The following is a 26,314-nucleotide window of genomic DNA, read 5'->3' as shown; positions in this document are numbered from 1 at the left end:
CCACAGCCCGCCGGAACCCCATCAATGTCCGCCAATGCGTCTCCGACCCGGTCAGCCCCACCCGCTCGCTCGAGGGCAGCACGTCCGAGCGCTGATACTCCCAGCCCTCTGCCGCCAGGTCGTTGATCGCCTGCTCCACCCCCAGCGCAAACCGCGCCTCGGGCGTCTTGACCCCCTTGGCCTTGACCCCCTTCACCGGGGCCGGAACCACCTTGTATTCGAACATGCGCACCGCCTCTTCACAGACCCTCGGCTGTCATACCCAAGCCCGCCGCCAGAGACCAGCCCGTAGGGCGCCTGTTGACACACCACCCCAAAGCCCCCGTAGGGTGCGTGCTCGCACGCACCACCCCGGCCCAACCCCGTAGGCCGGGCATCAGCCCGGCACCCCAAAGCCCCGAAAGACGCACCCAAACGCCCCAACCCTCAAAGCTTCGCCTCCAACCGCGCCAAAATCCAATCCGACTTTTCGATGAAATACGACGCCCCGGCCTCATCGAACACCTCCCGCGCCGCCCGCACCAACGCAATCGCCTCCTCCAACCGCGCCCGGTCCCCCGTCTTTTCGAACATCGCACCGTACGCCACCGCCAGGTTTCCAATCGTCATGGCCCAATCAAGTAAAAGCTGCTCTGGGGTGAATTCTTCTAATGCCGCGCGATAAGCCTCAACTGCCTCCTCCAACCGCTGGGTCCCGCTGTCGCGCTGACCCAACATTAGAAGCGCATTACCCAGATTGCTCTGATTTTTGGCCCAGTTCAGCGGCAGCCGTCCCCGCGTGATTTCCTTTTGCGCCGCTCGAAAGGCAGTTGCTGCCTCCTCCAACCGCTCGGTCCCGCTTTCGCGTTCTCCGAGGGTTAGTAGTGCAGCGCCAAGATTGTTCTGCGTTGCGGCCCAGTTCAGCGGCACCCGTTCCCGTGTTCTTACCTCCAACGCCGCGCGAAAGGCTGTCACCGCCTCCTCCAGCCGCGCTGTCCCACTTTCGCGCTCCCCGAGGGTGGCTAGCGCAGTTCCCAGATTGTTCTGCGTCATTGCCCAGTCCAACGGCACCCGCTCCCGCGTGTATTCTTCCAATGCTGAGCGAAAGACAGTCACCGCGTCCTCCAATCGCGCCGTCCCGCTTTCGCGCGTCCCAAGGTTTTGCAGCGCATTGCCCAGATTGTTCTGCGTCATTGCCCAGTCCAGCGGCACCTGCTCGCGCGTGTGTTCCTCCAAGGCCGAGCGATAGGCGGCCACCGCTTCTTCCAACCGCGCGGTCCCGATTTCGCGCTCCCCGAGGATGGCGAGGGCGGTGGCCAGCGAATTAAAAGCTTTCCCGCGTTTTTCGGCGGAAGTCGACCGTTCCAACAAATGGCGAGCGATGGCGATGCTGACTTCAAGATCAAAAGCTAGCCTTCCATCACGCCCGCGCTCCTGCCAATCGATGGATGCTCGGTCGATTGCATAAAACCTATCTTCTGGTGCCTGAACTTCTGTCTCGACCTGCTCCACCACCAACCGCGCCGCTTCCTCGACATCGCGCATCAGAACCGCCTGATCGATCCCCGACCGGATCAGGGCCGACACCTCGGCCGCAACCTGCTCCTGCTGCGCTTTCTTGCGCTCCAGCGCCTCCCGCAGCGCCTCTTTGGCCTCCTCCATCCGGTCATCGGCATTCAGCCGCCGCACTTCCTCGAGCACCGCGTTCACATCGGCATCCAGATTGCCCGTCGTCGGCTGTTTCGCCGCCACCTCGAACGCGCGGCGCAATTCGTTCAACGCGCTGGTCAGGTCGGTCGGGTTGCCTTCGGCAAATTCATAGGCCAGCGACACGGCCAGAGCCTCTGATAGTTTCAGGGTCTTGCGCACCTCCTCCAGCTCTTTCGAAATCGCATCGGCATTCACCTCGACTTGCGTGATCGGTTCGTCTTCGTCGGCGGCCCCGGTCACAAGACGCGCGACGACGGGATCATCCAACTCCAAAAAGGTTGCGAATTTCTGAACGGTGAGGGCGGAAAGCCGTTTTCGGCCTTTTTCGACCGCACTGACATAGCTTTTGCGGTCCTGATTCCCCAACGCCTCATGCGCCAGCATTTCCAGCGTCATGCCTTTCGCCGTGCGCGCCAGCCGCACCGCTTTGCCGAATTCTACCAGGTCAGATGTCACTCGATGTCACTTTTTACGTCTTTCCTGTCCACCCAAGGTCCACCCGAAGTCACCGATTTTCATCGCTGCCTCTGCGATCCTGTTCCTGTCGGCACCATAGCCGACACCGGGCCCGGTTCAACCTTTCGTGGAGTGACGAAAATGCTGAACCAACTGAAGACGATTTTGACGACCCTCCTCTGCACCATCTGGTGCCACCGCGTGACCTATGCCGGACTGGCCCTTGCCTATGGGGCAGGGTGCTTTGGTGTGATCGAAAAAGAGACCGTCGCGCAGATCGCGACCGCGCTTTACTGCACGATGGTCGCCCAAAGGCACTGACCGTACGGATCAACCGTAAGCTTCGCGCCCACCTCCCGTACGGTTCACACCCAAGACCCCCCGAAAACGCAAAAACGGGCCGAAATGGCCCGTTTTTCCTCTCTGGGCCGTACGGTTCGACCGCGTGAACCGTACAAAAGCCCAATTTATGGGCGCTTTACAGCCCCAGCTTCGCCGTCACGATCTGGTTGACCGCCGCCGGGTTGGCCTTGCCGCCCGTGGCTTTCATCACCTGGCCCACAAACCAGCCCGCAAGCTTCGGATTTTGCTGGGCTTTTTCCACCTGCGCCGGGTTCGCCGCGATGATCTCGTCCACCGCTTTTTCAATGGCTCCCGTGTCCGTGACCTGCTTCATGCCCCGCGCGTCAACAATCTCCGCCGGGTCGCCCCCTTCGGTGTAGACGATCTCAAAGAGGTCCTTCGCGATCTTGCCTGAGATGTCGCCCGACTTGATTAGTGCAATGATTCCAGCCAGTTGTGCAGGCGACACCGGGCTTTCCGTGATGTCGTGATCCTCTTTCTTCAACCGCCCGAACAGCTCATTGATCACCCAGTTCGCCGCCAGCTTGCCATCCCCGCACGCCGCGACCACGTTTTCGAAGTACCCCGCGTTCGCCGTGTCCGCCGTCAACACGCCCGCGTCGTATTCGGACAGGCCGAACTCATTGACAAAGCGGGATTTTTTCTCGTCCGGCAGCTCGGGCAGGGACGCCGCGATGTCGTCCACCCAGGCCTGTTCGATTTCCAGAGGCAGCAGATCCGGGCAGGGGAAATACCGGTAATCATGCGCCTCTTCCTTGGAACGCATTGATCTTGTTTCATTTTTATCCGGATCGTAGAGCCGCGTCTCCTGATCGATCGACCCACCGGCCTCCAAAATCCCGATCTGCCGCCGCGCCTCGTAGTCGATCGCCATCTGGATGAACCGCATGGAGTTCATGTTCTTGATCTCGCAGCGCGTCCCGAGATGGGAAAAATCCTGTGTTTCCTGATACTTCTCGTACTGGCCGGGACGGCAGACCGACACGTTCACGTCCGCCCGCAGGTTGCCGTTCTGCATGTTCCCGTCACACGTCCCCAGATACCGCAGGATCTGCCGCAGCTTCACCACATAGGCCGCCGCTTCCTCTGGCCCGCGAATGTCCGGACGGCTGACGATCTCCATCAGCGCCACACCGGTGCGATTCAAATCCACGAAAGACATCGCCGGATCCATGTCGTGGATCGACTTGCCCGCGTCCTGCTCGATATGGATGCGTTCGATCCGCACCCGCCGCGCAATGCCCGGTTCCATGTCCACGATCACTTCGCCTTCGCCCACGATGGGATGGTAAAGCTGGCTGATCTGGTAGCCCTGCGGCAGGTCGGGGTAGAAATAATTCTTGCGATCAAAAGCACTTACGAGGTTGATCTGGGCCTTGAGGCCCAACCCGGTGCGCACCGCCTGCTCAACACAGAACTCGTTGATGACCGGCAGCATCCCCGGCATGGCCGCGTCCACGAAGGCCACGTTCGAGTTCGGCTCTGCCCCGAATTGGGTCGACGCGCCCGAGAACAGCTTGGCCTTGGAGGCGATCTGTGCGTGCACTTCCATCCCGATGACCAGTTCCCAGTCATGCTTTGCGCCAGCAATCACTTTGGGTTTCGGGGCGTCGAAGGTCAGGTCCAGCATGGCAAATCCTCTTGGCAGGAACGCCCGTTCGAATACGCCAGAGGGGGGCAGGGGGCAAGGGGGCCGTGCCGGGTTTCCCGGCCTCAGGCGTGAGGACGCCCGGGTGCGGTGACGGGTGGCAGCCCTTTGGCATGGCGGTCCAGTGCCGCTGCGGCGCGCTGACGCCCTTTGGCCAGTCGGTCCCGGTCTTCAAGGCGGGTGGCCCAGACGCCCTTTGCGGCGTACCAGATGCGGGGATGCACCTCGCGCAGGTGGTCGGCGACGATCCATTCGAAACAGTCGGCGATCTGCGCCCGAGCGTCCTGATTGACGCCCTCGGGTTCCAGTGCCGTCCCGGTGTAGGCGGCAAAGGTGTTGACCGTGTGCTGGTCGGCGCGGCGGGCAAGAATGTCCCGGATGCCGGTGCAGAACAGGTCGGCATCCAGCAGCGCAAACGCCTCATCATCTACGGTCAGCGCATCGAAATAGGTCCAGGTGTAACCGCCCGCGCCCCAGACATCCGCCGTACGCTCCATCGTGCGACGAGCCTCATGGTCAAGCCGTTCGTAACTGCCAAACCAGCGTGGGAGCATGTGATTGCCAAGTGCACGCATGTATTTGGCTACGTTGGGCGCAAGGTCGATCAGGTCTTCGTAATCGTCGCTGGCGCGGGTGCGGGGTTGGGTTTCGGCCGTCAGCAGCGCGCAGCGGACCGATGCCAGCATGGGCGAATCCAGCTCGAACGCATCATATTGGTCGATCAGGCCCGCAGCACTGCGGAAATGGCGGAAAAACGCGGCGCGGTGCGCGGCGGGAATATCCTGTCTCCATCCTTCGCCGCGCCAAGCCCAGCCGATGTCGACATGAGCCATCGCCACGACATAGGCAACGCCGTGATCCTGCGGTGTTTCCTCGAGGACGAGCTGCATTTCGTTCATGATGGATGCCGCGCCCAGTTCATCGCCCGCAGTGACCGCGCGGGTCGCTGCTGTAACGGCATCTGCACGCGCTCCCTCGGCAAGAATCTCGGCCTCGGGCACGCCGCCGGCCGTAAGGCTGCGTTTGGAATCGGCGTCGCGAATGCGTTCCCCCAGAGTTGCCCACGCGTCCTGCCGGGCGAGATAGAGTCCGGCCTCGAACAATGCGTGGTGGACGTCTTCCTCTTCGCTGGTGACCAGGACGGGACGGTCGGATTTCGGGGTCATGCCAAGTGCTTCGATATTCAGAACTTTTCCGCGGGGTGCGGTGTCAGACGCAGCGCCGCGTCCTCGGCGGATCAGGCTTGTGAGGTTGTTCAAAACGGTCATGGCAATGGCCTTTGGAAGATCCGGATTATGGGCCGGACGAGCAACATTCGATCTTTGAAATGCCCGAAAAACGTGTCGCAAATCGGGCGGCAAAGCGATTTCGTATGGGTATTCCGAGGGCGCTCTTTCGAGCATCGGCGACAATTCGCAAGTGACCTGCCTTCGAGGCCGAAATCCGCTCATGAGGGCGGCGTTTTGCGCTTTTCCTTGATTTTTGGGAAAAAATCGGAAAGCAAATTCTGATGTCACGCTGGGGGATCATATGCGTGGCGGTGTTTGTGCTTGGTTTAGCCGGGGCTGTTGCCGCCTCACCCGCCACAATGGTTGATACGCAATCAACCAACGCGCTGACCGTGTCGCTCAGACCGGTTGCGCGCAATTACACCCCTCTTCCCGAAATGCGCTGGAGTCACCGGCGCGAGGCGGATCGTTGGTCTCGTGCCGCGCTTACGGCATTGCGCAGCCATGCCAGCGTTCTTCCGCGCGTCGTGCCCAAGGACATCGGCGACTGGTGTCCGGCCTATGTGACCAACGATACCGCGGCGCGGGAGGCGTTCTGGATCGGCCTGCTGTCGACGCTGGCCAAGCACGAAAGCACCTTCCGTGCGAACGCTGTCGGTGGGGGTGGCAAGTGGTACGGCCTTTTGCAGATCCTGCCTGCCACAGCGCGTGGCTACGGCTGCAAGGCCACCTCGCGCGAAGATTTGAAGAGCGGTGCCGCGAACCTGCAATGTGCACTTCGGATCATGGCGGTGACTGTGCCGCGCGATGGGGTCGTGTCCCATGGCATGCGTGGCGTTGCGGCGGATTGGGGCCCGTTTCACAGCCGCACGAAACGCACCGACATGATGTCGTGGACCCGCGCGCAGCCTTATTGCGCAGGGCTTTCACGGTCTTTGCGGCCTGTGGCGCGCCCAGTGCGTGCCCCCTGGGAAGGCGTGGTCTCGACCCGCGGTTTCTCGGCCCGACGGGCCGGAAAACGCGTGGCGTCCAGCAGCGAAACACCTTGTTTTCGGGGTTCCCCCAAAGCCAGAGTTGCCCGGCGCAGGAGTGCAATTCCCTCTTCCGAATTTTCCGGCAGCGCCTTTGGAGAGATCGGCTCGCCGATGCGGATTTCAAAAGGCTGGCGGTTCTTGTTCAGCGTCTCGTGAAACAGCGTGATGTCCCGCAGCGTCGGGTGGATTGCATCGAACAGGTAGAACAGCGCCGAATTGCGCGCCTGCAGGTGGATCGGGATCACTGGCAGGTCGAATTTGCGCGCAAGCATCGCAGCGGACGCCATCCAAGGTCGCTCATGCAGACGCGCACCGCGCCGTTTTGCCAGCCTGCCCGACGGAAAGATCACGCCCAGCCGCCCGTCTTCCACCGCCTTGCGGGCGAACAGCATCGTGCCGCGCGTCTTGGCGTGGCTGCGCCGCTCCTTGCGCCATTCAACGGGGGCGATCATCTCCCCCATCTGCGGCAGCACCTTGAGGATGTCGTGATTCGCGAAATAATACGCGTCTGTGCGTTCCTCGCGCAGCACGGAATGCAGAATGATGCCGTCGGCGATGCCGGTTGGGTGGTTGGCCACGATCATCGCCGCGCCGTGCCGGGGAATTTGGCCAAGGCCGGACACCGTCACATCGCGGGCGAGCATGTCGGCCATCACGGTCATGATATCGAGAGAGCTGAGGTGCTGGACTTCTTCGGCCAGAGCGACCGTCCGATCATATCCCAAAAGCCGGTTCAACGCGGGACGCGCCAACGAGGCGGCCAGTGTCGGGCGGAACAACCAAGGCGCGCGGTCCTCGATCAGCGGGTCGATGCGGTCTTTCATGCGAGCTCTCCTGACAGAGCAGCGTGACAATGGCATGACAACCGCAGGACATTCCGCACCGGGAGGCAAGTCATAATTCCAGTGCGGACGGTTCTGCGCGGTGTCATGCCACTTATCGGCAAACGTCGGCAATGCCCTGCCGGTTCCACGGCAAAGAAGATTTTTTCAACCAAGGCACTGGCGAATGGCCATCAGGGCCGCCGCAGCTTTGCCAGGGCGCATCAACCCAGGATGCGGCTGACCATCTCGTCCGTGTCGCGGCTCAGCTTCGGTTTGGCCTTGATCCTCTCCAACTGGGTGCGGATGAGCGCTTGCCGACCGTCATCATAACGCTTCCAGGTCTGGAATACCGAACACATCCGCGCCGTGGTTTGCGGGTTCTTGTCATCGAGCTTGATCAACCAATCGGCAAGGAACGCGTATCCCGCACCATCCTTTCGGTGGAACCCAGCATGGTTCATGGCAAACCCTCCCATGACCGCGCGGAACCGGTTGGGATTGCCCATGTCAAAGGCTGGGTGTTCCACCAATCCTTCTGCCACGTCGACCGCCATGTCCGGTTTCGCCATGCCCACCTGCAACCCGAACCATTTGTCCATCACCAAACGGTCGTGTTTCCACTGCTGTTCGAACGCCTTGGTCGCCGCAGCGCCCCGTCCGGCGTAAACCAGCTGTGACAGCGCAGAAAGCTGCAACGTCATATTGTCTGCCGCATCGTATTGCGCCTGTGCGGCCGCCCCACCATCAAGACGCGTCTGCAAGGCCAGCAGGGCGGATCCCAGCGACCGCTTGCCCGATTGGTCCGCATCGGGCCGGTAGGGCGCATCCACCGCGACCGATGCCCGCAACTCGGGCAGAAAGCCGCGCCATGCTTCGGCCATGTGCCCGCGCAAGTCCTCGGCGGCCTGCCAGATTGCGTCGGGATCGGGCGTCGTGCCCATTTCGAACAGCACCTGCGCCATTTCCGACTGGGTGGGCAGAGATAGCATCAGCGCCCGGAAGGCGGGATCAAGCGTGTCGTCCCGCACCACCCGCTCCAACCCGTCGAGCCATGCGGTGTCCGGGTCCGCGCCATCGCGGATCATCGCCACAAGGCAGTCCCGGGCCAGATTGCGGTTCGCTTCCCAGCGGTTGAACGCGTCTGTGTCATGCGCCAGCAGAAACGCGCGTTCCTCGCGGCTGACTTCCCGCTCGAGCACGATGGGCGCAGAGAACCCCCGCAGGATCGACGGCACCGGTTTGCTGGCGAGGCCATCAAAGCGGAAGCTCTGTTCGGCTTGCGTCATCTCCAGAACCTGTGTTGGCACAACCTCGTCGCCATTGGGGTTGAGCAGGCCCACGGCAATCGGAATGACTTTCGGGTCTTTCACATCCTGACCGGGCGTCGGCGGTGTGTGCTGATTGAAGGTCAGGGTATAGACCCCGTCCGCCCAATCCTCCGACACGGCCACACGCGGGGTGCCGGATTGCGAATACCAAAGCTGGAACTGCGCAAGGTCGCGGCCCGTGGCATCCTCGAACACGCGCAGCCAGTCCTCGATGGTGCAGGCCTGACCATCATGGCGGTCAAAATAGAGATCAAGAGCAGCTTTATAAGCATCGTCACCGACCAGCGTTTTGAGCATGCCGATCACCTCGGCGCCCTTTTCATAGACCGTGGCGGTGTAGAAATTGTTAATTTCCTGAAAACTCTCCGGCCGCACCGGATGGCTCAGCGGGCCCTGATCCTCGGGGAACTGCCGCGCGCGCAGGTCGATCACGTCGCTGATCCGCTTCACCGGTTCCGACCGCATATCCGCTGTAAACTGCGCATCGCGGAAGACGGTCAGCCCTTCCTTCAGGCAAAGCTGGAACCAGTCGCGGCAGGTGATCCGGTTGCCCGTCCAGTTGTGGAAATACTCATGCGCGATAATCGCTTCAATTCTCTCGAAATTCATGTCGGTCGAGGTTTCGGGCGAGGCCAGAACGCAGGAGGAGTTGAAGACGTTCAATCCCTTGTTCTCCATCGCGCCCATGTTGAAATCGTCGACGGCCACGATGTTGAAGATGTCGAGATCATACTCGCGACCGTAAACCTCTTCATCCCAAGTCATTGATTTCTTGAGCGCTTCCATCCCGAAGGCGCATTTGTCCTCGTCGCCGGGGCGGACCCAGATGTTCAGCTCCACCTCCTTGCCGGACATGGTTGTGAACCGGTCGGGATGGTTCACCAGATCGCCGGCCACCAGCGCAAAAAGATAGGCGGGCTTCGGCCATGGATCATGCCATTCCGCCCAGCCATCACCACTGCCAACCGGGTTTCCATTGGACAGCTTCACCTTTTCTTCACCCTCGATTCGTACGGTGAAGGTGCTCATCACGTCCGGGCGGTCCGGATAGTAGGTGATCTTGCGGAACCCTTCCGCCTCGCATTGGGTGCAATACATGCCGTTCGACATGTAAAGCCCCTCAAGCGCGGTGTTGGTCTGCGGGCTGATCTCGACCTCGGCCTCCCAAATGAACGGCCTGTCCGGCACGGCGCAGCGCAGCCCGTCGTCGGTCAGGTCAGGCGTCACGTCCTTCCCGTCGATCTTGGCCCAGATCAGGGAAAGCTCTTCGCCATGCAGGAAAAACGCCCGGTCCGTCGCATCCGGATTTGGCGCAAACGCAATCCGGCTGATCACCCGCGTGGAAGTCGGCGCCAAACGAAAGGTCAGGTGAACACTCTCCACCACATAGCCAAAGGGAGTGTAATCCTTGAGGTAGATCGTCTTGGGCGCGGCGTCTTTCATCAGAAGCTCCGAATTGGGATCATTGCGTGTTGAGGTAGTACCTACGCCGCGATTTGGAAGAAGGGAAACGGGTTCCATCACTGGTCGCGCGGCGCGCGCTGCCTAGATGTGCAGGCATGACGACGATCCTCTGGTTCAAACGCGACCTGCGCATCCATGACAACCCCGCTCTGGCCTTGGCCGCGCGGGATGAAAAAGTCGTACCGCTCTATATCGTCGAGCCGGATTATTGGGCTTTGACCGATACGTCGGGTCGACAGTTTGCGTTTTTGCGCGAGAGTCTGGCTGATTTGCAAACTGCATTACGTGGACTTGGCAGCAATTTGGTCCTGCGTTTGGGCGATGCAGTTACGGTGCTGGAAGATTTGTACCAAACGGTAAAATTCGACCATCTGGTGAGTCATGAAGAAACGGGCAACGCTTGGACCTTTGAACGTGACAAGCGCGTGGCTGCATGGGCAAGAGCCCAGGGCGTTCGATGGACCGAACTGCCGCAATCGGGCGTTGTGCGCCGCCTGCAGGGGCGCGACGGTTGGGCGGGACAGCGCAACGCCTTTATCGCGCGGGCTCAGATCATGGCACCAAAGGCGTTGCCGCCTTGCGACCTGCCGTCGGACCCGGTCCCGACGCTCTGCGAGCCGGATGTCTGTTCACGCAGGCAACCGGGAGGACGAGACCACGCGCTTTCTCTGCTTGGCGGCTTCCTGACAGACCGGGGGCAAACCTATCGCAGCGCGATGTCCTCACCGCTGGAGGGCGCTGCCGCCTGTTCTCGCCTCAGCCCGCATCTGGCGCTGGGCACCATCACGATCCGCGAAGTGGTTCAGGCCACTGCCGCCCGCCAGCGCGAGGTCAAGGGCGGGCCGCGCGATGGCTGGGCGGGCAGCCTCAAGTCATTTCAATCCCGCCTCGCGTGGCGCGATCACTTCATGCAAAAGCTGGAGGATGAACCAGCCCTTGAACATCGCTGCCTGCATCGCGCCTATGAAGGCATGCGCCCGCTGGAACCGGATCAGAGCCGCCTCAGCGCATGGGAAAAAGGCGAAACCGGTCTACCTTTCCTTGACGCCTGTATGCGGTCCCTGAGGGCCACCGGTTGGCTCAATTTCCGGATGCGGGCGATGGTGGTCAGCGTGGCGAGTTACCATCTTTGGCTCGATTGGCGCAGCACCGGCAAACACTTGGCCCGGATGTTTACGGATTATGAGCCGGGCATCCATTGGTCCCAGATGCAGATGCAATCGGGTACCACGGGCATCAACACGCCGCGTATCTACAATCCGATCAAGCAGGGCTCCGACCAGGATCCAACCGGGGCTTTCACAAGACACTGGCTGCCCGAGCTGACAGATGTGCCTGACAAGCATCTGCAAACGCCATGGACATGGGACGGGGCAGGGCGGGTGCTGGGCAAGGCCTATCCGGAGCCGATCATCGATGTGGGCGAGGCTGCCCGCACCGCACGGGACCGCATTTTCTCCATGCGCCGCAGCGTGGACCGATCCGAGACGCAGCGCGTGATCCACAAACATGCCAGCCGCAAGGACAGCGCCGGGCATTTCGTCAATGACCGCGCACCACGCAAACCGCGCCGGACCAAATCCGATAGCGCACAACTGACACTGGACCTGTAGTGCCCAAACAGCGCAAGAAATCCGACCTGCCCACCAAGACCTGTGCCAGCTGCGGGTTGCCGTTCACATGGCGCAAGAAGTGGGAAAAGGTTTGGGACGAGGTGAAATACTGCTCGGATCGCTGCCGTAAGGCCAAGGGGAAGGCGTGAGCTTTCGTCAAACACGGAAGAGTCACATTCGATTATCAAGATTTCCAAAATGCACTATTTTTGGTCAGATAACCTGACCAAACCTGTTGCGGATCGGAAACTTTCTTTCTAATGGAATACCGCCGTATACAGCGAGGGGATAACCGCCATGAGCACGCGCATCGACCGCCACGGATTGCAGATCGACCAGACGCTTTTTGATTTCATCGAAGGGCAGGCCTTGCCCGGCACCGGTGTCGAAGCCGATGCGTTCTGGGCCGCGCTGTCGACGCTGGCGCATGAGTTTGGCCCGAAGAACGCGGCGCTGCTGAAGACGCGCGAAGACCTGCAGACCCAGATCGACGAATGGCACATCCGCCACCGCAACCAGCCGCATGACCACGAGGCCTACAAGGCGTTTCTGTCCGAGATCGGCTACCTGCTGGACGAAGGCGATGATTTCGAAATCGAGACCACCAATACCGACCCCGAGATCGCCAGTGTTCCCGGTCCGCAGCTTGTCGTGCCGATCACCAACGCCCGCTATGCGCTGAATGCCGCCAATGCGCGCTGGGGCAGCCTTTACGATGGCTTCTACGGCACCGACGCGATGGGCACACCCGCACCCAAAGGCGGCTACGACAAAGGCCGAGGTGCCCGTGTTGTGGCACGTGCGCGTGTCTTCCTTGATGAAGCATTTCCGATCGAGGGTGGCAGCCATGCCGACGTGCGCCGCTACTATGTTCACAACGGCGCGCTGCTGATTGACGATATGCCGCTGGCGCAGCCGGAAAAGTTCATCGGGTACAAGGGCCACCCCAAAGCACCCGATGCTGTGCTGCTGCGGAACAACGGGCTGCATGTCGAACTAATCTTTGACCGCACTCATTTCATCGGCAGCCGCGATCAGGCGGGGCTGGCGGATGTGCGCCTTGAAAGCGCGATCAGCGCAATCATGGATTGCGAAGACTCGGTCGCCTGCGTCGATGCCGAGGACAAGACACTGGCCTATGCCAACTGGCTGGGCCTGATGAAGGGCGATCTGGCCGACACGTTCGAAAAGGGCGGCAAGACCGTTACCCGCGCGCTGAACTCCGACCTGACCTACACCGCGCCGGACGGCAAGGGTGAGGTTACGATCAAGGGCCGTGCTCTGATGCTGGTGCGCAATGTGGGCCACCTGATGACCAATCCGGCGATCCTGCTCAAGTATGGGACCGAGATTTATGAAGGTCTGATGGACGCGATGATCACCACGCTCATCGCCAAGCACGATCTGGGCAAGACCGCGGGCCTGCGCAATTCGCATCATGGCTCGGTCTACGTGGTGAAGCCCAAGATGCATGGGCCGGACGAGGTGGCCTTTGCCGATGAGACCTTTACGTTTGTCGAGAAGGCACTGGGCCTGCCGCAATACACCGTCAAGCTGGGCATCATGGACGAGGAGCGCCGCACCAGCGTCAACCTCAAGCAATGCATCCGCGCCGCGAAGCACCGGGTTGCCTTCATCAACACCGGCTTCCTCGACCGCACGGGTGACGAGATTCACACCTCGATGGAAGCGGGCCCCTTCAGTCGCAAGGATTTCATCAAGCGCAAGGCGTGGATCGGCGGCTACGAGAACCGCAACGTGGATATCGGCCTTGAATGTGGCCTTTCGGGCAAAGCGCAAATCGGCAAAGGCATGTGGGCCATGCCCGACATGATGGCCGCCATGCTGGAGCAGAAGATCGAACACCCGAAATCCGGTGCCAACTGCGCTTGGGTGCCGTCGCCGACAGCGGCCACGCTGCACGCGCTGCATTATCACAAGATCGATGTGTTCGCCGTGCAGGACAAGCTGCGCAAGGGAGGACGTCGCGCGCATGTCGATACGATCCTCGATATCCCACTGGCCGCGTTCCAGAAATGGTCGAAGGACCAGATCACCCGCGAGGTCGAGAACAACGCGCAGGGTATCCTCGGGTACGTGGTGCGCTGGGTTGATCAGGGGGTGGGCTGCTCCAAGGTGCCCGACATCAACAACATCGGCCTGATGGAGGACCGCGCGACCTGCCGCATCAGCGCGCAGCACATCGCCAACTGGCTGCACCATGACGTGGTGTCCAAAGACGACGTGATGGAGATCCTGCAACGTATGGCCGCTGTTGTGGACACGCAGAATGCGGGTGATCTGGCCTACACACCGATGGCGCCGGGGTTTGAGACCATCGCCTTCAAAGCCGCCTGCGATCTGGTCTTCGAAGGCCGCGTGCAGCCCTCGGGCTATACCGAGCCGGTTCTGCACCAACGTCGTCTGGAGCTGAAGGCCGCAGGCTGATCTGGTGCGTTTCGGTCGACCGAAACGCAGGATGCGTTGACGCATCCTGCGCCATTGGCGACCGCTGCAAGAAACCGGGGGCAGAGCAAGATTTGCATTTGCGCCCCCAAACCCTTCTGCGTATAGAGGCGCCAGGCACCCGTAGCTCAGCTGGATAGAGCGCTGCCCTCCGAAGGCAGAGGCCAGAGGTTCGAATCCTCTCGGGTGCGCCATTTCATTGATACTGTTCAAGCGCCAAGAGGCTTCGGCAGCCGAGGGCTGCAAACCTGAAGCGGAAACTCCGACCACGCGAACAGGCGAACGCCAGTGCTACGCGTCGTTCTGAGGCAGATGCCGACGGCCAACGGCTGCCGTCACTCATCGTCGTGTGACGTCACTTCCTTGGCGTAAAACCGTTCCGCGATACAGGCGACGCGGCCTGTTCGGAACAGTTCGGGCATGGTCCATTCCGGTTCATCTCCGGCAAACAGGTCGAGGAAGGCAATCGCCAGAGAGGGGTCCTTTTGCACGTTCTCCCGGAAACTCCACCAGGTCCTGTTGTCTGACAGCCGATCACTTGGCTGTTGTGCGGAATGGAAATCTGTTTCGAGAACCAACCCACGCACGTTCAGACAGAATGCGACATAGAGATATCCCTCAGGCCAGAAATATGCCGGATTGGACTGGTCAGCGTTGTCAGGGCGTTTCAGCAATGCGACGGGTTTGTGCTTGATCAGCGTGCGGAGCATGAGACCCGCTGCAAATCCGACATAGGCGGGTTTATCGTCTTCCCGCGTCGGTTTCTGGGCTTCGAACGCTTTCAGCCAATCGGCAAACACTTGTGCCAAAGCGCCCCGGTCGACGGAAAACGCATTCCCCGTCTGCGCTTCGGTGTTCTGGATTTGCTGATCGAACGCATCGACAAACCACCGCAGACGTTGCGCGGATTTGCGCAGCGGTTGGTCGGTCTTGGTCAAATCATGCGTTTGCATGGCGTCCGATCCTATAGATGCGATGAGGTTTCATCAAGAAAATGGGCCAAAGCCGCGTGGCTCTTGAAGGCGGTTTCCGCTTCTGACTGGAGGGCGCGGACAAGGGCCATCGACAGATCCAGCAGCTTTTCTTCTTCCTCGAGCGTGTCCGCCCGTTTCGACGCGAGCCAGACAGCAATCGCCATAAGTGCCAAGTCGACTTCGGTTTCTTCTTCCCTTTTGATGCCCAGCGTCACCCCGGGCATTCCACCGATGGCGGAGGATTGCAGCAGGTCGAGGAACAGCGAAGCCGCCAAGTCAAAACCTGTCTTGCCGCCGTCCGGTTGCAAGCGCGACAATCGGTCTGCTACGATGTTTTCACTGATGAGGTGGCGATGGTCGACGCGGGACTGGTTCAGGTGCTCCCAGGCGAACACGATCACACTTGCGGCAGCACTAACTCCGGTTTTGTCCAACGCGATGCCTCGTGCAAACTGCGCGGCATCGCTGATCCTCTCCATGTCGATCGGCGCATGGAGCAGGCGTTTGCCGGCTTGCTCGAATGCCTGCATCGCGCTGTGAAAGCGACTGCGCAACGGTTCCGGCAACAGTTTGGAGGCGGGCTCCAGCATGTCTTCCGTAGCATCCGCAAGGTTCACCACGCCGCGCAATGCGTCGCGGATCGGCATGTTCATGTCATGCAAGAGAGTGAATTTCTTCGGGCTGGCAACCATCATATCCACCTCCTCGTTTGGATGTTAGCACATGGTCGGTTGACCAATCTAGCCTCTACCGGTGCCGCGTTTTCCGGATGTCTTGCAGTCTTTGTGCGGTCGACCTCAAGACGGTTGGCAGCGCGCCTGACATCACCAATATCAGTCCGCTGCGGCAACTGCGCGCCCGGTCTTTGCGTCAGCGGTTTCAAGCAAGGTTCGCGCGGTAATCTCATCGGTGATCAGGACATTTGGTGCAAGCGACGTGATGCTGGCGCGCAGGATTTCGATCTTTTCCCGGCCCCCCGACATGAGAACTTTTCTTGGAACGCGTTTCAAGCGATCGAGCGACATCGAGATCGACCGATTGTTGACCGGATGGTCCACGATATTTCCGTCCTTGTCGAGGAAGTGATACAGGAAATCGCCGACCGCACCCGCCGCGATCAGCGATTGACGGTCCGACTCCGTGATGTGACCCGAGCGATAGGACGTGGTCAAAGAGGTGATCCCGCCGCAGGACAGCAAGGCCACGTCGCAGGCTTCGGCGAGTTGCAGGATTTGATCGAGACCACAGTTCTCCAACAGCGCGTGCCGTGTTTGCGGCGAATCCACAACTGCCGGGGCAGAAATCAGATAGCCTTCGGCTTCGAACAGTTCGGCGAATTGCCACGCAAATTCGGCAGGGTTGAAGCGTCTGGCTTGTGCAATGCCGCCGAGAAGGGACACAACCCGCACGTCAGACAGGGGCTTTTCCTCGATATAGGGCAACATTGCGTGAAGCGTTTTTCCCCAACCCACGCCAACGGTCATGCCGTTTTCCATCAGGTTCGACACATAGGTGCCAGCGGCCGCGGCGATCACCCGTGTCGGGTCGTCTTCGATGGCTTCCATCGGCGCAACGATGGCCTGTTCGAGATCGTAGTGATCCTGAAGCTGTTGTTGTAGTTCGATCAGTTCGGTCAATTCCGACTTGATCCGGATCACAACCTCGCCACGTTTCTTGGCTTCGGACAGCAGACGGGTCACCGTGATCCGGTTCACGCCAAGCTTTTTGCCCACATCGGATTGGGTCATGCCTTCGATGTAGTAAAGCCATGCGGCGCGGACCCGAAGCTGGTCTTGCGATTTTGCCATCGGTGCGCCCCCTTGTGATCTGGCTTATGTCTCTGGCTTTTGACAGGTAACCGATGTTTTCGGTGAGTGACAATCAACAACTGATCAAACGCTGGCCGAGAGAATCCGGCCCACGGCGTCACTGTTTTCGATCTGGGGCATGTGCCCAACGCCGTCAAAAAGGTGAAGCGCCATCTTGCCCGGAGCGCGTAGCGCGTGTTTCCAGGGGATGATCGCGTCCTGTTTGCCCCAGATGATCCGGGTCGGTGTGTCGATCCGTTCAAGTGCCGCGCGCAGGTCGAATGCCTGAACCCCATCGGGAAAGAGAATGTCGGCAAGACGCGACTGTGCCGCGCGCAGGTTGGCGTCCTCGCGGCCCGCCATCGCGAGCCGGACATAGCTGTCGGTCACGATGTCTTCGTTCGCCACTAGGCTGCGCAGCCACGGGCCAAGGCTTTCGGCACGGGTGGCCCGGCAGATCCCCGACAGTGCATCGCCATTGATATCCGGGCCAAGTCCCGCAGGTGCGATCAGTGTCAATGAAGACAGACGTTTTGCCCGCGTGTCGGCCAATCCAATGCTGATGGCACCCCCAAGGCTGTGACCAACCAGATGCGCTGTCTCGAGACCAAGATCGTCAAAGGCGCGGCGCACTTCGCGGACAAGATCGGCGAAACTGTCGATGCGCAGTTTCGGCGATTTGCCGTGACCGGGCAGGTCGATGCGGATCAGCGGGCGGTGTTTCAGATGCGTCTCAACGGGAGCCCAGGACATCGCGTCGCTGGCAAAGCCGTGGATCATCACAATGGGTGTGCCGGTGCCACCTTTTGAGCGGGTCACGGCAAGAGCGCCGGTTTCCACCTTGAATGTTACGGGTGCGGCCAGCTGGGCAGGGCGCGTGTCTCGCAGAGCGATTTCGTTTTCGACGTCCAGCGCCTGCACCCGTCCGCGCGGACCGGTTCCGATCAGGTCTGCGATGTTCAGGCCCGCACCGCTGGCCAAGGAGCGTGCGCGCGGGGTGGCGCGGACCTTGCCCGTGGCGTCCCCGGCAATGGCGTCAACCAGTTCTAATTCGGCCTCGACGGGCTTGGTGTCGTTCGGAACGTCCGCCGCGACTGGTTCAGGCTTGGGTGCGGCCCCGGCTTGCCCCGCAAACGGTGCGGGTTGTTCGCCCACCTCTTCGCCCTCGGCATAGAGCCAGGCGCAGGGTGTGCCGATTGGGATGTCCATGCCCTCTGGGGCGGTGTGGTACAGGATGCCGTCGGCAGGCGCTTCGACCTCCATTGCGGCCTTGTCTGTCTCGATGTCGAACAGAGGATCGCCCTTGGACACGCGTTCGCCCTCGGCAATATGCCACGACATGATCTTGCCTTTGGCCATGTCCATGTCGACCTTGGGCATGATGACTTCGGTTGGCATCAGACGCGTCCCCTTGCCAGATTGCGCGCGGCCTCCAGGATGTCGGGCACCTGTGGAACAACCGCTTTCTCAAGCTCCGGATTATAAGGGATCGGGCATTCGGCCCCTCCCAGCCGGACGATCGGCGCATCAAGGTAGTCGAACGCGTCGCTTTCGGCGACCATCGCCGACACCTCGGCACCTACGCCCAGTGTCTTGACCGCCTCGTAGACGCAGACCAGCCGTCCGGTCTTGCGGACCGAGGCGAGCACCGTGTCGCGGTCCATAGGACGGATCGTGCGCAGGTCGATCACCTCGGCTTCGATGCCTTCGGCGGCCAATGTCTCGGCCGCATCAAGCGCTTTGTGCACCATGATCGAGGTGGCAACGATGGTCAGGTCCTTGCCTTCGCGCATCACCGCCGCCTTGCCGATGGGTGTCGTGTAATAGCCGTCGGGCACATGCCCCTTCATCTTGTAGAGGATCTTGTGCTCGTAGATCATCACCGGATCGGGATCTTCCAGCGCAGCCAGCAATAGACCCTTCGCATCGGCAGGTGTCGCGGGTTGGACCACCTTCAGACCCGGCACATGCGCGGTCCACGCTTCAAGGCTCTGGCTGTGCTGCGCAGCAGCGCCCGTGCCGGACCCCGAGGGAAAGCGCATGACCACAGGCACCGACACTGCGCCGCCCAGCATGTAACGGATCTTGGCCGCCTGATTGACGATCTGTTCCATCCCGAGCGTCGCGAAGTCCGAGAACTGGAATTCGAAGATCGGCCGAAGCCCGGTCATCGCGGCACCGACAGCGACGCCAGCGCCGCCCAACTCGGAAATAGGCGTGTCCATGACACGGTCAGTGCCGTATTTCTCGACCAGATCGCCAGTGACGCCAAAGGCCCCGCCATAAACTCCGATATCCTCGCCCATGAGGATGACGCGTTCATCGCGGACCATGGCGATATCCATGGCTTCGCGGATGGCCTCGGCATAGGACAATTCGCGCAGGTCGGTCTTGCTGTGCATGTTCATGATGCAGTCTCTTCGGTGTAGACGTCGCGGGTGACCTCTTCGATCTTCGGGTTGTCGCCCTCGGTCGCAAAGGCGATGGCCTCTTCGATGATCCGGGTGGCGTCGGCTTCGATCCCTGCAACCTCGTCCTCGGTTGCGATCTTGTGGTCCACCAGCAGCTTCGCCATCGCGGCAATCGGGTCGCGAGACTGCCACTCGGCGATCTCTTCCTTGGTGCGGTAGCGGTTGCGGTCCGATTTGGAATGCCCGCGCCAGCGGTAAGTGACGTTCTCGACAAGGCTCGGGCCTTCACCGTTGCGGGCGCGCTCGACAGCGGCATCCACCGCTTCGGTCACGGCGGAAAAGTCGTTCCCGTCGACGGTCACGCCTGGCATGGCATAGGCCACCGCCCGATCCGCGATGTTCTTGACCGCCGTCGAGCGTTCGGTCGAGGTCGACATACCGTACTTGTTGTTCTCACAGACGAATACCACCGGCAGGTTCCAAACCTTGGCCATGTTCAACGCCTCGTGGAACGCGCCCTCGTTGTTCGCACCGTCGCCGAAGAAACAGATCGTGACGGCCCCTGTGCCCAGCCGCTTGGCCGACAGGGCCGCGCCCACGGCGATGGGTAGACCCCCCCCCACGATGCCATTCGCGCCCAGATTGCCCTTGCTTGGGTCGGCGATATGCATCGACCCGCCGCGCCCTTTGCAATAGCCGCTTTCCTTGCCGAAGAATTCCGCGAACATGCGCGACAGGTCCGCACCTTTGGCGACGCAATGGCCATGACCCCGGTGGGTCGAGGTGATCTTGTCCTCGTCGCTCAGCGACATGCAGGACCCAACCGCTGACGCTTCTTGCCCAATGCTCAGGTGCATCGTGCCATGGATCAGCCCGCGCATGTAGCTGTCTTCCGCGCCTTCCTCGAATTTGCGGATCAGGTACATCTTTTTGAGAGCCTCTTTCAGCTCCTCCGCACTGTACCGCGAAATGGCGTAGGGCACGTTATTGGGTATCACGGTGTCACGCATTGAGAAGGTCCTTCCCATAAAGCATCATGTCCTGACGGCGGCGCAGCTCGACCAACCGCGAGTGCGGCAGGGTCGTGTTGGCGAGGGTGATCAGCTCACCTTTCTTGATCGGCGCCGTCACCTTGGCTCCGGTCAGCATCCCGGCGGGCAGGGCGCGCGCGGCTTGCGCCCGACCCACTTCCATCGCCCAGGCGCGGTAGGTGTATTCCCCGATCTGGTCGAGCGTATCGCCCGGCTGCAGATCCTTCTTGGCCAAGGCGCAGACCTCGACCACCGGCTTTTCAAGTGGAACCATGTCGGCCTTGCCGTAGAGCACGGAACGCGCGCAAGTCAGCGGCACTTCGAGCGAGGTCAGGTGGTAGGGGCGGATGAATTCGTAGTAGGGGCCGTCGCCCATCTTGAGGTCTTTCATCCGCTCGTGGATGCGCGGATGTTCGGCCTCCACGATGCAGAAAACGCCCGGTGACACGCCTTTGCCGATGGAGTAATCGACTTTTCCGATCCCTGACAGGATGCCGCCATCCTTTTGCGGGATCAGCACCTTCGCAAGTTCCTTTGGTCCCGCGGCGGGTCCGTGCATTCCGTCCACATCCGGGATCAGCCCGGTGGCATTGCCGATGGCGGCCATTTCAACGGCGGTTTTCGACCCGTCCACGAACTCCACCAGAAGGCGCGGGTTCATGTGGCGCCGGATCGCTTCTGCCTCATACGCGTCCGGTGTCGCATCGATGTTCAGCGGGTTGTTCTTGCCTTTGCCGGCACAGACCACCTTGTGACCCATGGCGGTCACGAACTCGATCAGCTCCATGCACGAAGACGGCTCGTCGCCCGCGCCCAGCGAATAGACAACGCCCAACCGGTCCGCCTCGTTGCGCAGGTAAGCGCCGATGGTCACGTCCGCTTCGACGTTCATCATGGTCAGATGCTTGCCGCGCTCCATTGCCCTTAGGCCGATTTCGGCGCCCACGGCGGGAATGCCGGTCGCATCGATCACCACGTCAATTAGTCCCGATTCGAGGATCAGGTCGGCATTGTCGGTGATTGCCGTTTTGCCCGACTCGATGATTGCGTTGAGACTGTCAGTAGAGGTCGCGTCCTGACTGTGCCCGTCCTCTCCAGTGGCGATGGACACGGCCTTGTGTGCGTTCGGTACGTTGAGCTCCGAGATCGCCGCCACGTCCACTCCGTCCATCATCGCAGCGCGGGTCACGATATCGGTTCCCATTTCGCCTGACCCGATCAGTCCGATGCGAACAGGTTTGCCAGAAGAAGCTCGGGCGGCGAGGTCTTTCGCCAATCCGGTCAGTGCGATGTTGGATGCCATGCGTCTTTTCCTGTCGCTGAAGTTCGCTGGGAATATCCTGAACAATTGATGTCTAGTCAATAAAAATGTTCAAAAAACATAGAAATGTTCTTGACGAAAGGAGTGATCGTGAACAATGGTTCATAAGTGCAATTAGGTGTTCCGATGCTCTCGCGCCGCACAGGAGGCTGCTTGAGGCGGAAAAAAATAGGTAATTGCGCCATCAAGGGAGGAAAATGATGGAATTCAGAGGAAGACTATCCAGACGGTCGTTCATGGCGAGTGCATCCGCCATGGGAATCGCCGCAACTGGCTCCACCTGGGGCGGCAAGCTGCTCGCAGCCAGCCACCTGCCGGATCCGCAAAGCGTGCTCGACGGGATCTCGATCTCGCAATACGTCCGCGCGGATTATCGCGATCTCTATGGCATGTCGGATGACAAGCCGATCTGGGACAACAGCAAAGACTGGATTCGCACCGTTGACTGGGAGGCTGTTCGTTCCGAACTTGCCGGCACAACGGTTCGTTTCGCCATCGGTGCCGCCGACACCGAATCCGCAGCCGAAGGCCTTGTGCCCTTCGAAGCGCTCTCGGGGATCAAGGTCGAGCTGGTTCCGATCCCGGATGACAGCTTCTACGACAAAGCGCTTGCCGAATTCATTTCGGGCAATGCCTCGTTCGACGCGTTGCAGTTTTTCTCGCCTTGGCTGGGTGACTTCGCAGCGCCGGGCTTCCTCTATCCGCTGCAGGAGTTCGCGGACAAGTGGAAGCTTCCGCTTGACGACTTCTACGACACGTACCGTCTGAACTATGGCTATTTCAACGGCCAGATGTACGGTATCCCGTTCGACTGCGACATTCAGATGGTCCACCTGCGCAAAGGCTATCTCGAGCAGGTTCTGGGTGGTCCGATCGACAAGGCAAACTCGGTTCCGACCTATGACGAACTGATCCGCCTGTCCGGCGAACTGAACAAAGTGGAACCCGGTGTGTCCGGTGTGGGCCTGATGGCGGCACCCGGCTTCTGGTCGACCTACACATGGGAACACATTGCGGCGCAGGCCGGTATGATGCTGTTCGACGAAAACTGGGAGCCGATCTTCAACGGCGATGCGGGCATGAAAGGTCTCGAGATCATTCTCGAACTGGCCAAGAACGCAAACGAAGGTCACGCTGGTGCAGGTTGGCCGGAAAACCGTGCCGCATGGCTGGGCGGGCAGGTTGCCACGAACATCAGCTGGCAGGACAGCGGCACACAGGCCATGCGTCCCGACCAGTCGCAGATCGTCGACGATTTCGTCACGATCTACGAACCGCGCATCTCGGGTGGCCGCTTTGCCCCGCCGAACATCGCGGGTTCGACCTCGTGCGTGTCTGCCTCGGCGCAGAACCCGGAAGGTGCATTCCTCATGCTGGGCTTCCTGACCACGGCGTCGATCATGGCGATGAACGAAGCCAACGCAAATGGCGTGGCGCCGGGTTACAAGTCGGTTCTGGAGAACGAAAACCTTCAGGCCGTGTCGCAGCCCGCAAAAGTCTGGGGCGACAGCCTGCATCACGCATGGTGCAGCCCGCGTCTTCCCGGGGCCTTCCCGATCGAACAGGCCATCGGCAACGAGATCAACCGCGCCGTAGTCGGCCAGATCTCTGCGAAAGAAGCGCTCGACAACGCGGCGGCTGCGGTCAAGCAGATCATGTCGTCGAACGGCTTCTATCAGGGCAATGATCCGGTAGACTATGCTCAGGCGGCACCGGGGCTCTATGTCGGCGAAGGCAAGTCTTTGCCGTTCTAAGGGTCTTAGACTAAGCGCAAACTGGACAGGATCGAGATTGTCATGAGCAATCCAGCTCTGTCGGACTCCGGGGCGGCACACGCTGCCCCGGCACAGCCGACGCACCGCAGATTCAAGCGGCGCAGCAAGCGCATGAAAGCCTTGCTGCCCTACATACTGGTCGCGCCGGCGGTTCTGTATCTGATGTTGATCACGCTCTATCCGGGCATCTTTGCGATCACTCAGAGCTTCTACAACGTCAAGTTCGGACCGTGGCAATGGGCCGGGTTCGACAATTACACGCGCCTGATGGGCGACTACCAGTTCTGGGGCGCGCTCTGGAACACCTTTGTCATCGGCTCGATTTCATTGATCCTGCAATGCGTGATCGCACTGGCGCTGGCGTTCTATGCCTATCGCGACCCGTGGGTTCAGGGGTGGCGGATCATCTTCCTTATTCCGATGCTCTTCATGCCCTCGGCGGTGGCCTTCATCTACAAGCTGGCCTTTCTGGACGCACGGGTGGTCGCGGATTTGTTCATCCGGGTCGGTCTGCTGGACGGCAACGTCGCGTGGCAGTCGTCAACATGGCTCAGCCGGATGATCCTGATCATCGCCGATGTCTGGCAATGGACTCCGTTTCTTTTCATCATCTTCGTCGCCGGTCTTCAGGCACAGGATGAAGAAGTGGAAGAGGCCGCGCGGCTCGATGGCGCATCTTGGTATGCGATCTTCTGGAACATCTCACTGCCTATGATGAAGCCGATCATCGCGGTCGCGCTCATCCTGCGGGCCATCGACATCACCACGATGTTCACCAACGTCTTCATCATCACAAAGGGTGGTCCGGCCTTTGGTACCGAAACCATCAGCTATTTCATATACCGGACGGGCTTCAAGTTCTTCAACTTCGGCTATGCCTCGGCCGCATCGGTGATCATGTTGATCATCACGATCATCATTGCGCAGTTTGTCGTCAAACGCGCCTTTGTCTCGGCGAGGACCTGAGCCATGGCATCTGCCCGCAAACGTTCCCGCGGCGAAAGCCTTGCCCTGCGCTACGCGATCCTTGGCGCATGGGCTTTGTTCTGCCTTGTTCCGGTTCTGTGGTTCCTGTCCATCGGCCTGCGCCCCCGGACCGAGATCATCACGCCGCAACCGATCTACTTCCCGACCTTCAGCCTCGATGCATGGCATATGATCTGGGAAGACTGGCCGATGGGAAAATACCTGCGCAATTCGGTGCTGGCCATCATCGGGTCGGTGATCATCGACCTCGTGTTGGCGATCCCCGCCGCCTACTCGCTGTCGCGCTTCGAATACAAAGGGCGGGACGATATCGGGTTTTACATCCTGTCGACCCGCATGATGGCGCCCGCCATCGTTGCGGTGCCGATCTTCTTCCTGTTCCGCAATTTCGGGCTTTTGGACACGATCTGGGCGCTGATGCTGATCTATGCCGCCATCAACCTGAGCTTTGTGACATGGATCATCCGGTCCTACATGCTGGACATCCCGAAGGAACTGGAAGACGCCGCCAAGACCGATGGGGCGGGGGAATTGCGCATTCTCTGGGAAATCATCATTCCGGCGATCCTGCCCGGGATCATCACGGCGTCCGTGATCGCGATGATCTTCGCGATCAACGAATTCCTTTTCACGCTGCTCATCGCCTCGACGCCCGACGCCTACACCATGTCGGTGGCGCTGGCGAACTTCACCGGCGGGTCGGACGGTGTGATCTACAATGCAATCGCGCTGGTCGCCTTCCTCGCGTTCCTCCCGGTGTTCCTGGTTGTCGTGCTGATCCAGAAACATCTCTCACGCGGTCTGACCATGGGGGCCGTCAAAGGATAAGAAATGGCAAGAATCCAACTCAACAACATCCAGAAACGCTGGGGCGCCATCTGGGGTGTCCGGGACGTGAACCTCGACATCGCGGATGAGGAATTCGTCGTCTTCCTTGGCCCCTCGGGCTGCGGCAAGACCACCACCATGCGCATGATCGCAGGTCTTGAAGAGCCATCCGAAGGCGAGATCGTCATGGACGGCGAGGTGATGAACGACATCGACGCCCGCGACCGGGATGTGGCGATGGTGTTCCAGGGCTACGCGCTCTATCCCAACATGACGATCTACGAGAACATCCGCTTTCCCTTGCGCATGCGCGGCGTTCCGAAGGAGCAGCATGATGCCCTGATCCGCCGTGCGGCAGGACTGGTCGAACTGGTCGACTACCTCGACCGCAAACCCAGCGCATTGTCAGGCGGTCAGCGCCAGCGCGCCGCGTTGGCCCGTGCCATCGTGCGCCAACCGCATGCGTTCCTCATGGACGAGCCGCTGTCGAACCTCGACGCCAAGCTGCGTCAGCACATGCGCGTGCAGATCAAGCATATCCAGCGCGAGCTGAAGATCACCACCGTCTACGTGACCCATGACCAGATCGAAGCGATGACGCTCGCAGACCGCATCGTGATCATGGACAAGGGCGCGATCCAGCAGATCGGCACGCCGGACGAGATCTACAACGATCCCGCGAACACCTTTGTCGCCAACTTCATCGGTGCGCCGCCTATGAACCTGATCGCAGGCAGGATGGAGCAGGGCATCTTCACAGCGCCCGGTGTCCGCGTAGAGGGGCTGCCCGCCAAACATGACGGCAAGGTCACTCTGGGCGTGCGCCCCGAGGATTGCGCGGTGACGGCCGAGGCCGGTCATCTGACGGGCAGCGTCTACGGGGTCGAGCCGACGGGCGACATGACCTATCTCACGCTCAAGGCAGGGGACAAGCTGATCGAGGTGAAGGCCCATCGCGACTATCGCGCGGACTTGAATTCCGACGCGTCTGTCGGCTTTGATCCCAAGCGGATTTACCTTTTCGATACGGCCTCCGGTCAGCGCCTGCGCTGACGCCGCACAGGA

At 60.6% G+C, this 26,314-nt stretch carries 20 protein-coding genes, 1 tRNA gene and 2 pseudogenes; 10 read left to right on the top strand and 13 right to left on the bottom strand.

The annotated features are described in order from the left end of the window. Positions 1–232: pseudogene (locus tag JJ869_RS04400) on the bottom strand (DUF4177 domain-containing protein); the annotation flags it as partial. A 194-nt stretch (positions 233–426) separates the two neighbouring features. Further along, positions 427–2,145: a tetratricopeptide repeat protein gene (locus tag JJ869_RS04395; protein WP_292264836.1), complete on the bottom strand. Its 1,719-nt coding sequence runs from the start codon at positions 2,143–2,145 to the stop codon at positions 427–429. A 141-nt stretch (positions 2,146–2,286) separates the two neighbouring features. Between JJ869_RS04395 and JJ869_RS04390 the strand changes: the two genes are divergently transcribed. After that, positions 2,287–2,466 carry a hypothetical protein gene (locus JJ869_RS04390; RefSeq protein WP_292264834.1) on the top strand — a complete coding sequence of 60 codons (180 nt, stop codon included), beginning with the start codon at positions 2,287–2,289 and terminating at the stop codon, positions 2,464–2,466. A gap of 157 nt (positions 2,467–2,623) precedes the next feature. Here the strand turns inward: JJ869_RS04390 and gatB are convergent, their stop codons facing one another. Continuing rightward, a complete protein-coding gene (gene gatB, locus JJ869_RS04385; RefSeq protein ID WP_292264832.1) occupies positions 2,624–4,138 on the bottom strand; it encodes an Asp-tRNA(Asn)/Glu-tRNA(Gln) amidotransferase subunit GatB in 1,515 nt (504 codons plus the stop codon). A gap of 83 nt (positions 4,139–4,221) precedes the next feature. Then, positions 4,222–5,424, bottom strand: a complete 1,203-nt coding sequence (locus JJ869_RS04380) for a hypothetical protein (RefSeq protein WP_292264830.1) — start codon at positions 5,422–5,424, stop codon at positions 4,222–4,224. 242 nt (positions 5,425–5,666) lie between these two features. Here JJ869_RS04380 and JJ869_RS04375 point away from each other — a divergent pair. Then, positions 5,667–6,164, top strand: a pseudogene (locus JJ869_RS04375) (transglycosylase SLT domain-containing protein); the annotation flags it as partial. Positions 6,165–6,295: 131 nt separating this feature from the next. Here JJ869_RS04375 and JJ869_RS04370 read toward each other — a convergent pair. Together JJ869_RS04370 and pepN are read right to left on the bottom strand one after the other, a co-directional pair. Continuing rightward, positions 6,296–7,243 (bottom strand): 1-acyl-sn-glycerol-3-phosphate acyltransferase, encoded by a 948-nt coding sequence (locus tag JJ869_RS04370; RefSeq protein ID WP_292264828.1) that lies wholly within the window; start codon positions 7,241–7,243, stop codon positions 6,296–6,298. Between the two features lie 221 nt (positions 7,244–7,464). Next, complete coding sequence (gene pepN, locus JJ869_RS04365) at positions 7,465–10,014, bottom strand: aminopeptidase N (protein WP_292264825.1); 2,550 nt, start codon at positions 10,012–10,014, stop codon at positions 7,465–7,467. 116 nt (positions 10,015–10,130) lie between these two features. Between pepN and JJ869_RS04360 the strand changes: the two genes are divergently transcribed. The 4 genes from JJ869_RS04360 to JJ869_RS04345 all read left to right on the top strand — a co-directional run bounded on the left by JJ869_RS04360 (position 10,131) and on the right by JJ869_RS04345 (position 14,308). Continuing rightward, positions 10,131–11,648 (top strand): deoxyribodipyrimidine photo-lyase, encoded by a 1,518-nt coding sequence (locus tag JJ869_RS04360; protein ID WP_292264823.1) that lies wholly within the window; start codon positions 10,131–10,133, stop codon positions 11,646–11,648. After that, positions 11,648–11,797 carry a DUF2256 domain-containing protein gene (locus JJ869_RS04355; RefSeq protein ID WP_292264821.1) on the top strand — a complete coding sequence of 50 codons (150 nt, stop codon included), beginning with the start codon at positions 11,648–11,650 and terminating at the stop codon, positions 11,795–11,797. The genes JJ869_RS04360 and JJ869_RS04355 overlap by 1 nt, the downstream gene beginning before the upstream one ends. 148 nt (positions 11,798–11,945) lie before the next feature. Further along, positions 11,946–14,096 (top strand): malate synthase G, encoded by a 2,151-nt coding sequence (locus JJ869_RS04350; protein WP_292264820.1) that lies wholly within the window; start codon positions 11,946–11,948, stop codon positions 14,094–14,096. Positions 14,097–14,231: 135 nt separating this feature from the next. Next, positions 14,232–14,308: transfer RNA gene (locus tag JJ869_RS04345), tRNA-Arg, on the top strand. A gap of 141 nt (positions 14,309–14,449) precedes the next feature. Here JJ869_RS04345 and JJ869_RS04340 read toward each other — a convergent pair. From JJ869_RS04340 to JJ869_RS04310, 7 genes are all read right to left on the bottom strand, one after another. Beyond that, positions 14,450–15,067 carry a hypothetical protein gene (locus tag JJ869_RS04340; protein WP_292264819.1) on the bottom strand — a complete coding sequence of 206 codons (618 nt, stop codon included), beginning with the start codon at positions 15,065–15,067 and terminating at the stop codon, positions 14,450–14,452. An 11-nt stretch (positions 15,068–15,078) separates the two neighbouring features. Beyond that, entirely contained in the window at positions 15,079–15,783 is a 705-nt protein-coding gene (locus tag JJ869_RS04335; RefSeq protein ID WP_292264817.1) for a hypothetical protein, read from the bottom strand. A gap of 138 nt (positions 15,784–15,921) precedes the next feature. Next, a complete protein-coding gene (locus JJ869_RS04330; protein ID WP_292264815.1) occupies positions 15,922–16,896 on the bottom strand; it encodes a sugar-binding transcriptional regulator in 975 nt (324 codons plus the stop codon). An 84-nt stretch (positions 16,897–16,980) separates the two neighbouring features. Further along, positions 16,981–18,294 (bottom strand): acetoin dehydrogenase dihydrolipoyllysine-residue acetyltransferase subunit, encoded by a 1,314-nt coding sequence (locus JJ869_RS04325; RefSeq protein ID WP_292264814.1) that lies wholly within the window; start codon positions 18,292–18,294, stop codon positions 16,981–16,983. Continuing rightward, on the bottom strand, positions 18,294–19,298 hold the full coding sequence (locus JJ869_RS04320) for an alpha-ketoacid dehydrogenase subunit beta (protein ID WP_366510401.1): 1,005 nt from the start codon (positions 19,296–19,298) through the stop codon (positions 18,294–18,296). Before JJ869_RS04320 ends, JJ869_RS04325 begins: the two co-directional genes overlap by 1 nt. A 2-nt stretch (positions 19,299–19,300) precedes the next feature. Further along, complete coding sequence (locus JJ869_RS04315; protein ID WP_292264812.1) at positions 19,301–20,317, bottom strand: thiamine pyrophosphate-dependent dehydrogenase E1 component subunit alpha; 1,017 nt, start codon at positions 20,315–20,317, stop codon at positions 19,301–19,303. After that, on the bottom strand, positions 20,310–21,641 hold the full coding sequence (locus tag JJ869_RS04310; RefSeq protein ID WP_292264810.1) for a homoserine dehydrogenase: 1,332 nt from the start codon (positions 21,639–21,641) through the stop codon (positions 20,310–20,312). Before JJ869_RS04310 ends, JJ869_RS04315 begins: the two co-directional genes overlap by 8 nt. A gap of 254 nt (positions 21,642–21,895) precedes the next feature. Between JJ869_RS04310 and JJ869_RS04305 the strand changes: the two genes are divergently transcribed. The 4 genes from JJ869_RS04305 to JJ869_RS04290 all read left to right on the top strand — a co-directional run bounded on the left by JJ869_RS04305 (position 21,896) and on the right by JJ869_RS04290 (position 26,302). Beyond that, positions 21,896–23,413: an extracellular solute-binding protein gene (locus tag JJ869_RS04305; protein ID WP_292264808.1), complete on the top strand. Its 1,518-nt coding sequence runs from the start codon at positions 21,896–21,898 to the stop codon at positions 23,411–23,413. Positions 23,414–23,545: 132 nt separating this feature from the next. After that, complete coding sequence (locus JJ869_RS04300) at positions 23,546–24,400, top strand: sugar ABC transporter permease (protein WP_292264806.1); 855 nt, start codon at positions 23,546–23,548, stop codon at positions 24,398–24,400. A gap of 3 nt (positions 24,401–24,403) precedes the next feature. Next, positions 24,404–25,249 carry a carbohydrate ABC transporter permease gene (locus tag JJ869_RS04295; protein WP_292264804.1) on the top strand — a complete coding sequence of 282 codons (846 nt, stop codon included), beginning with the start codon at positions 24,404–24,406 and terminating at the stop codon, positions 25,247–25,249. 3 nt (positions 25,250–25,252) lie between these two features. After that, complete coding sequence (locus tag JJ869_RS04290; RefSeq protein ID WP_292264803.1) at positions 25,253–26,302, top strand: ABC transporter ATP-binding protein; 1,050 nt, start codon at positions 25,253–25,255, stop codon at positions 26,300–26,302. Positions 26,303–26,314 lie beyond the last annotated feature (12 nt).

The organism is Marivita sp. (assembly GCF_017643905.1).
Classification (GTDB): domain Bacteria; phylum Pseudomonadota; class Alphaproteobacteria; order Rhodobacterales; family Rhodobacteraceae; genus Marivita.
This window is presented reverse-complemented; position numbering and strand designations above follow the sequence as displayed.

Bases quoted from the DNA above. Each gene is read 5' to 3' on its own strand.
- JJ869_RS04390 (WP_292264834.1), top strand. From the start codon at position 2,287: ATGCTGAACCAACTGAAGACGATTTTGACGACCCTCCTCTGCACCATC.
- gatB (WP_292264832.1), bottom strand. From the start codon at position 4,138: ATGCTGGACCTGACCTTCGACGCCCCGAAACCCAAAGTGATTGCTGGC.
- JJ869_RS04380 (WP_292264830.1), bottom strand. From the start codon at position 5,424: ATGACCGTTTTGAACAACCTCACAAGCCTGATCCGCCGAGGACGCGGC.
- JJ869_RS04370 (WP_292264828.1), bottom strand. From the start codon at position 7,243: ATGAAAGACCGCATCGACCCGCTGATCGAGGACCGCGCGCCTTGGTTG.
- pepN (WP_292264825.1), bottom strand. From the start codon at position 10,014: ATGAAAGACGCCGCGCCCAAGACGATCTACCTCAAGGATTACACTCCC.
- JJ869_RS04360 (WP_292264823.1), top strand. From the start codon at position 10,131: ATGACGACGATCCTCTGGTTCAAACGCGACCTGCGCATCCATGACAAC.
- JJ869_RS04350 (WP_292264820.1), top strand. From the start codon at position 11,946: ATGAGCACGCGCATCGACCGCCACGGATTGCAGATCGACCAGACGCTT.
- JJ869_RS04340 (WP_292264819.1), bottom strand. From the start codon at position 15,067: ATGCAAACGCATGATTTGACCAAGACCGACCAACCGCTGCGCAAATCC.
- JJ869_RS04335 (WP_292264817.1), bottom strand. From the start codon at position 15,783: ATGATGGTTGCCAGCCCGAAGAAATTCACTCTCTTGCATGACATGAAC.
- JJ869_RS04330 (WP_292264815.1), bottom strand. From the start codon at position 16,896: ATGGCAAAATCGCAAGACCAGCTTCGGGTCCGCGCCGCATGGCTTTAC.
- JJ869_RS04325 (WP_292264814.1), bottom strand. From the start codon at position 18,294: ATGCCAACCGAAGTCATCATGCCCAAGGTCGACATGGACATGGCCAAA.
- JJ869_RS04320 (WP_366510401.1), bottom strand. From the start codon at position 19,298: ATGCACAGCAAGACCGACCTGCGCGAATTGTCCTATGCCGAGGCCATC.
- JJ869_RS04315 (WP_292264812.1), bottom strand. From the start codon at position 20,317: ATGCGTGACACCGTGATACCCAATAACGTGCCCTACGCCATTTCGCGG.
- JJ869_RS04310 (WP_292264810.1), bottom strand. From the start codon at position 21,641: ATGGCATCCAACATCGCACTGACCGGATTGGCGAAAGACCTCGCCGCC.
- JJ869_RS04305 (WP_292264808.1), top strand. From the start codon at position 21,896: ATGGCGAGTGCATCCGCCATGGGAATCGCCGCAACTGGCTCCACCTGG.
- JJ869_RS04300 (WP_292264806.1), top strand. From the start codon at position 23,546: ATGAAAGCCTTGCTGCCCTACATACTGGTCGCGCCGGCGGTTCTGTAT.
- JJ869_RS04295 (WP_292264804.1), top strand. From the start codon at position 24,404: ATGGCATCTGCCCGCAAACGTTCCCGCGGCGAAAGCCTTGCCCTGCGC.
- JJ869_RS04290 (WP_292264803.1), top strand. From the start codon at position 25,253: ATGGCAAGAATCCAACTCAACAACATCCAGAAACGCTGGGGCGCCATC.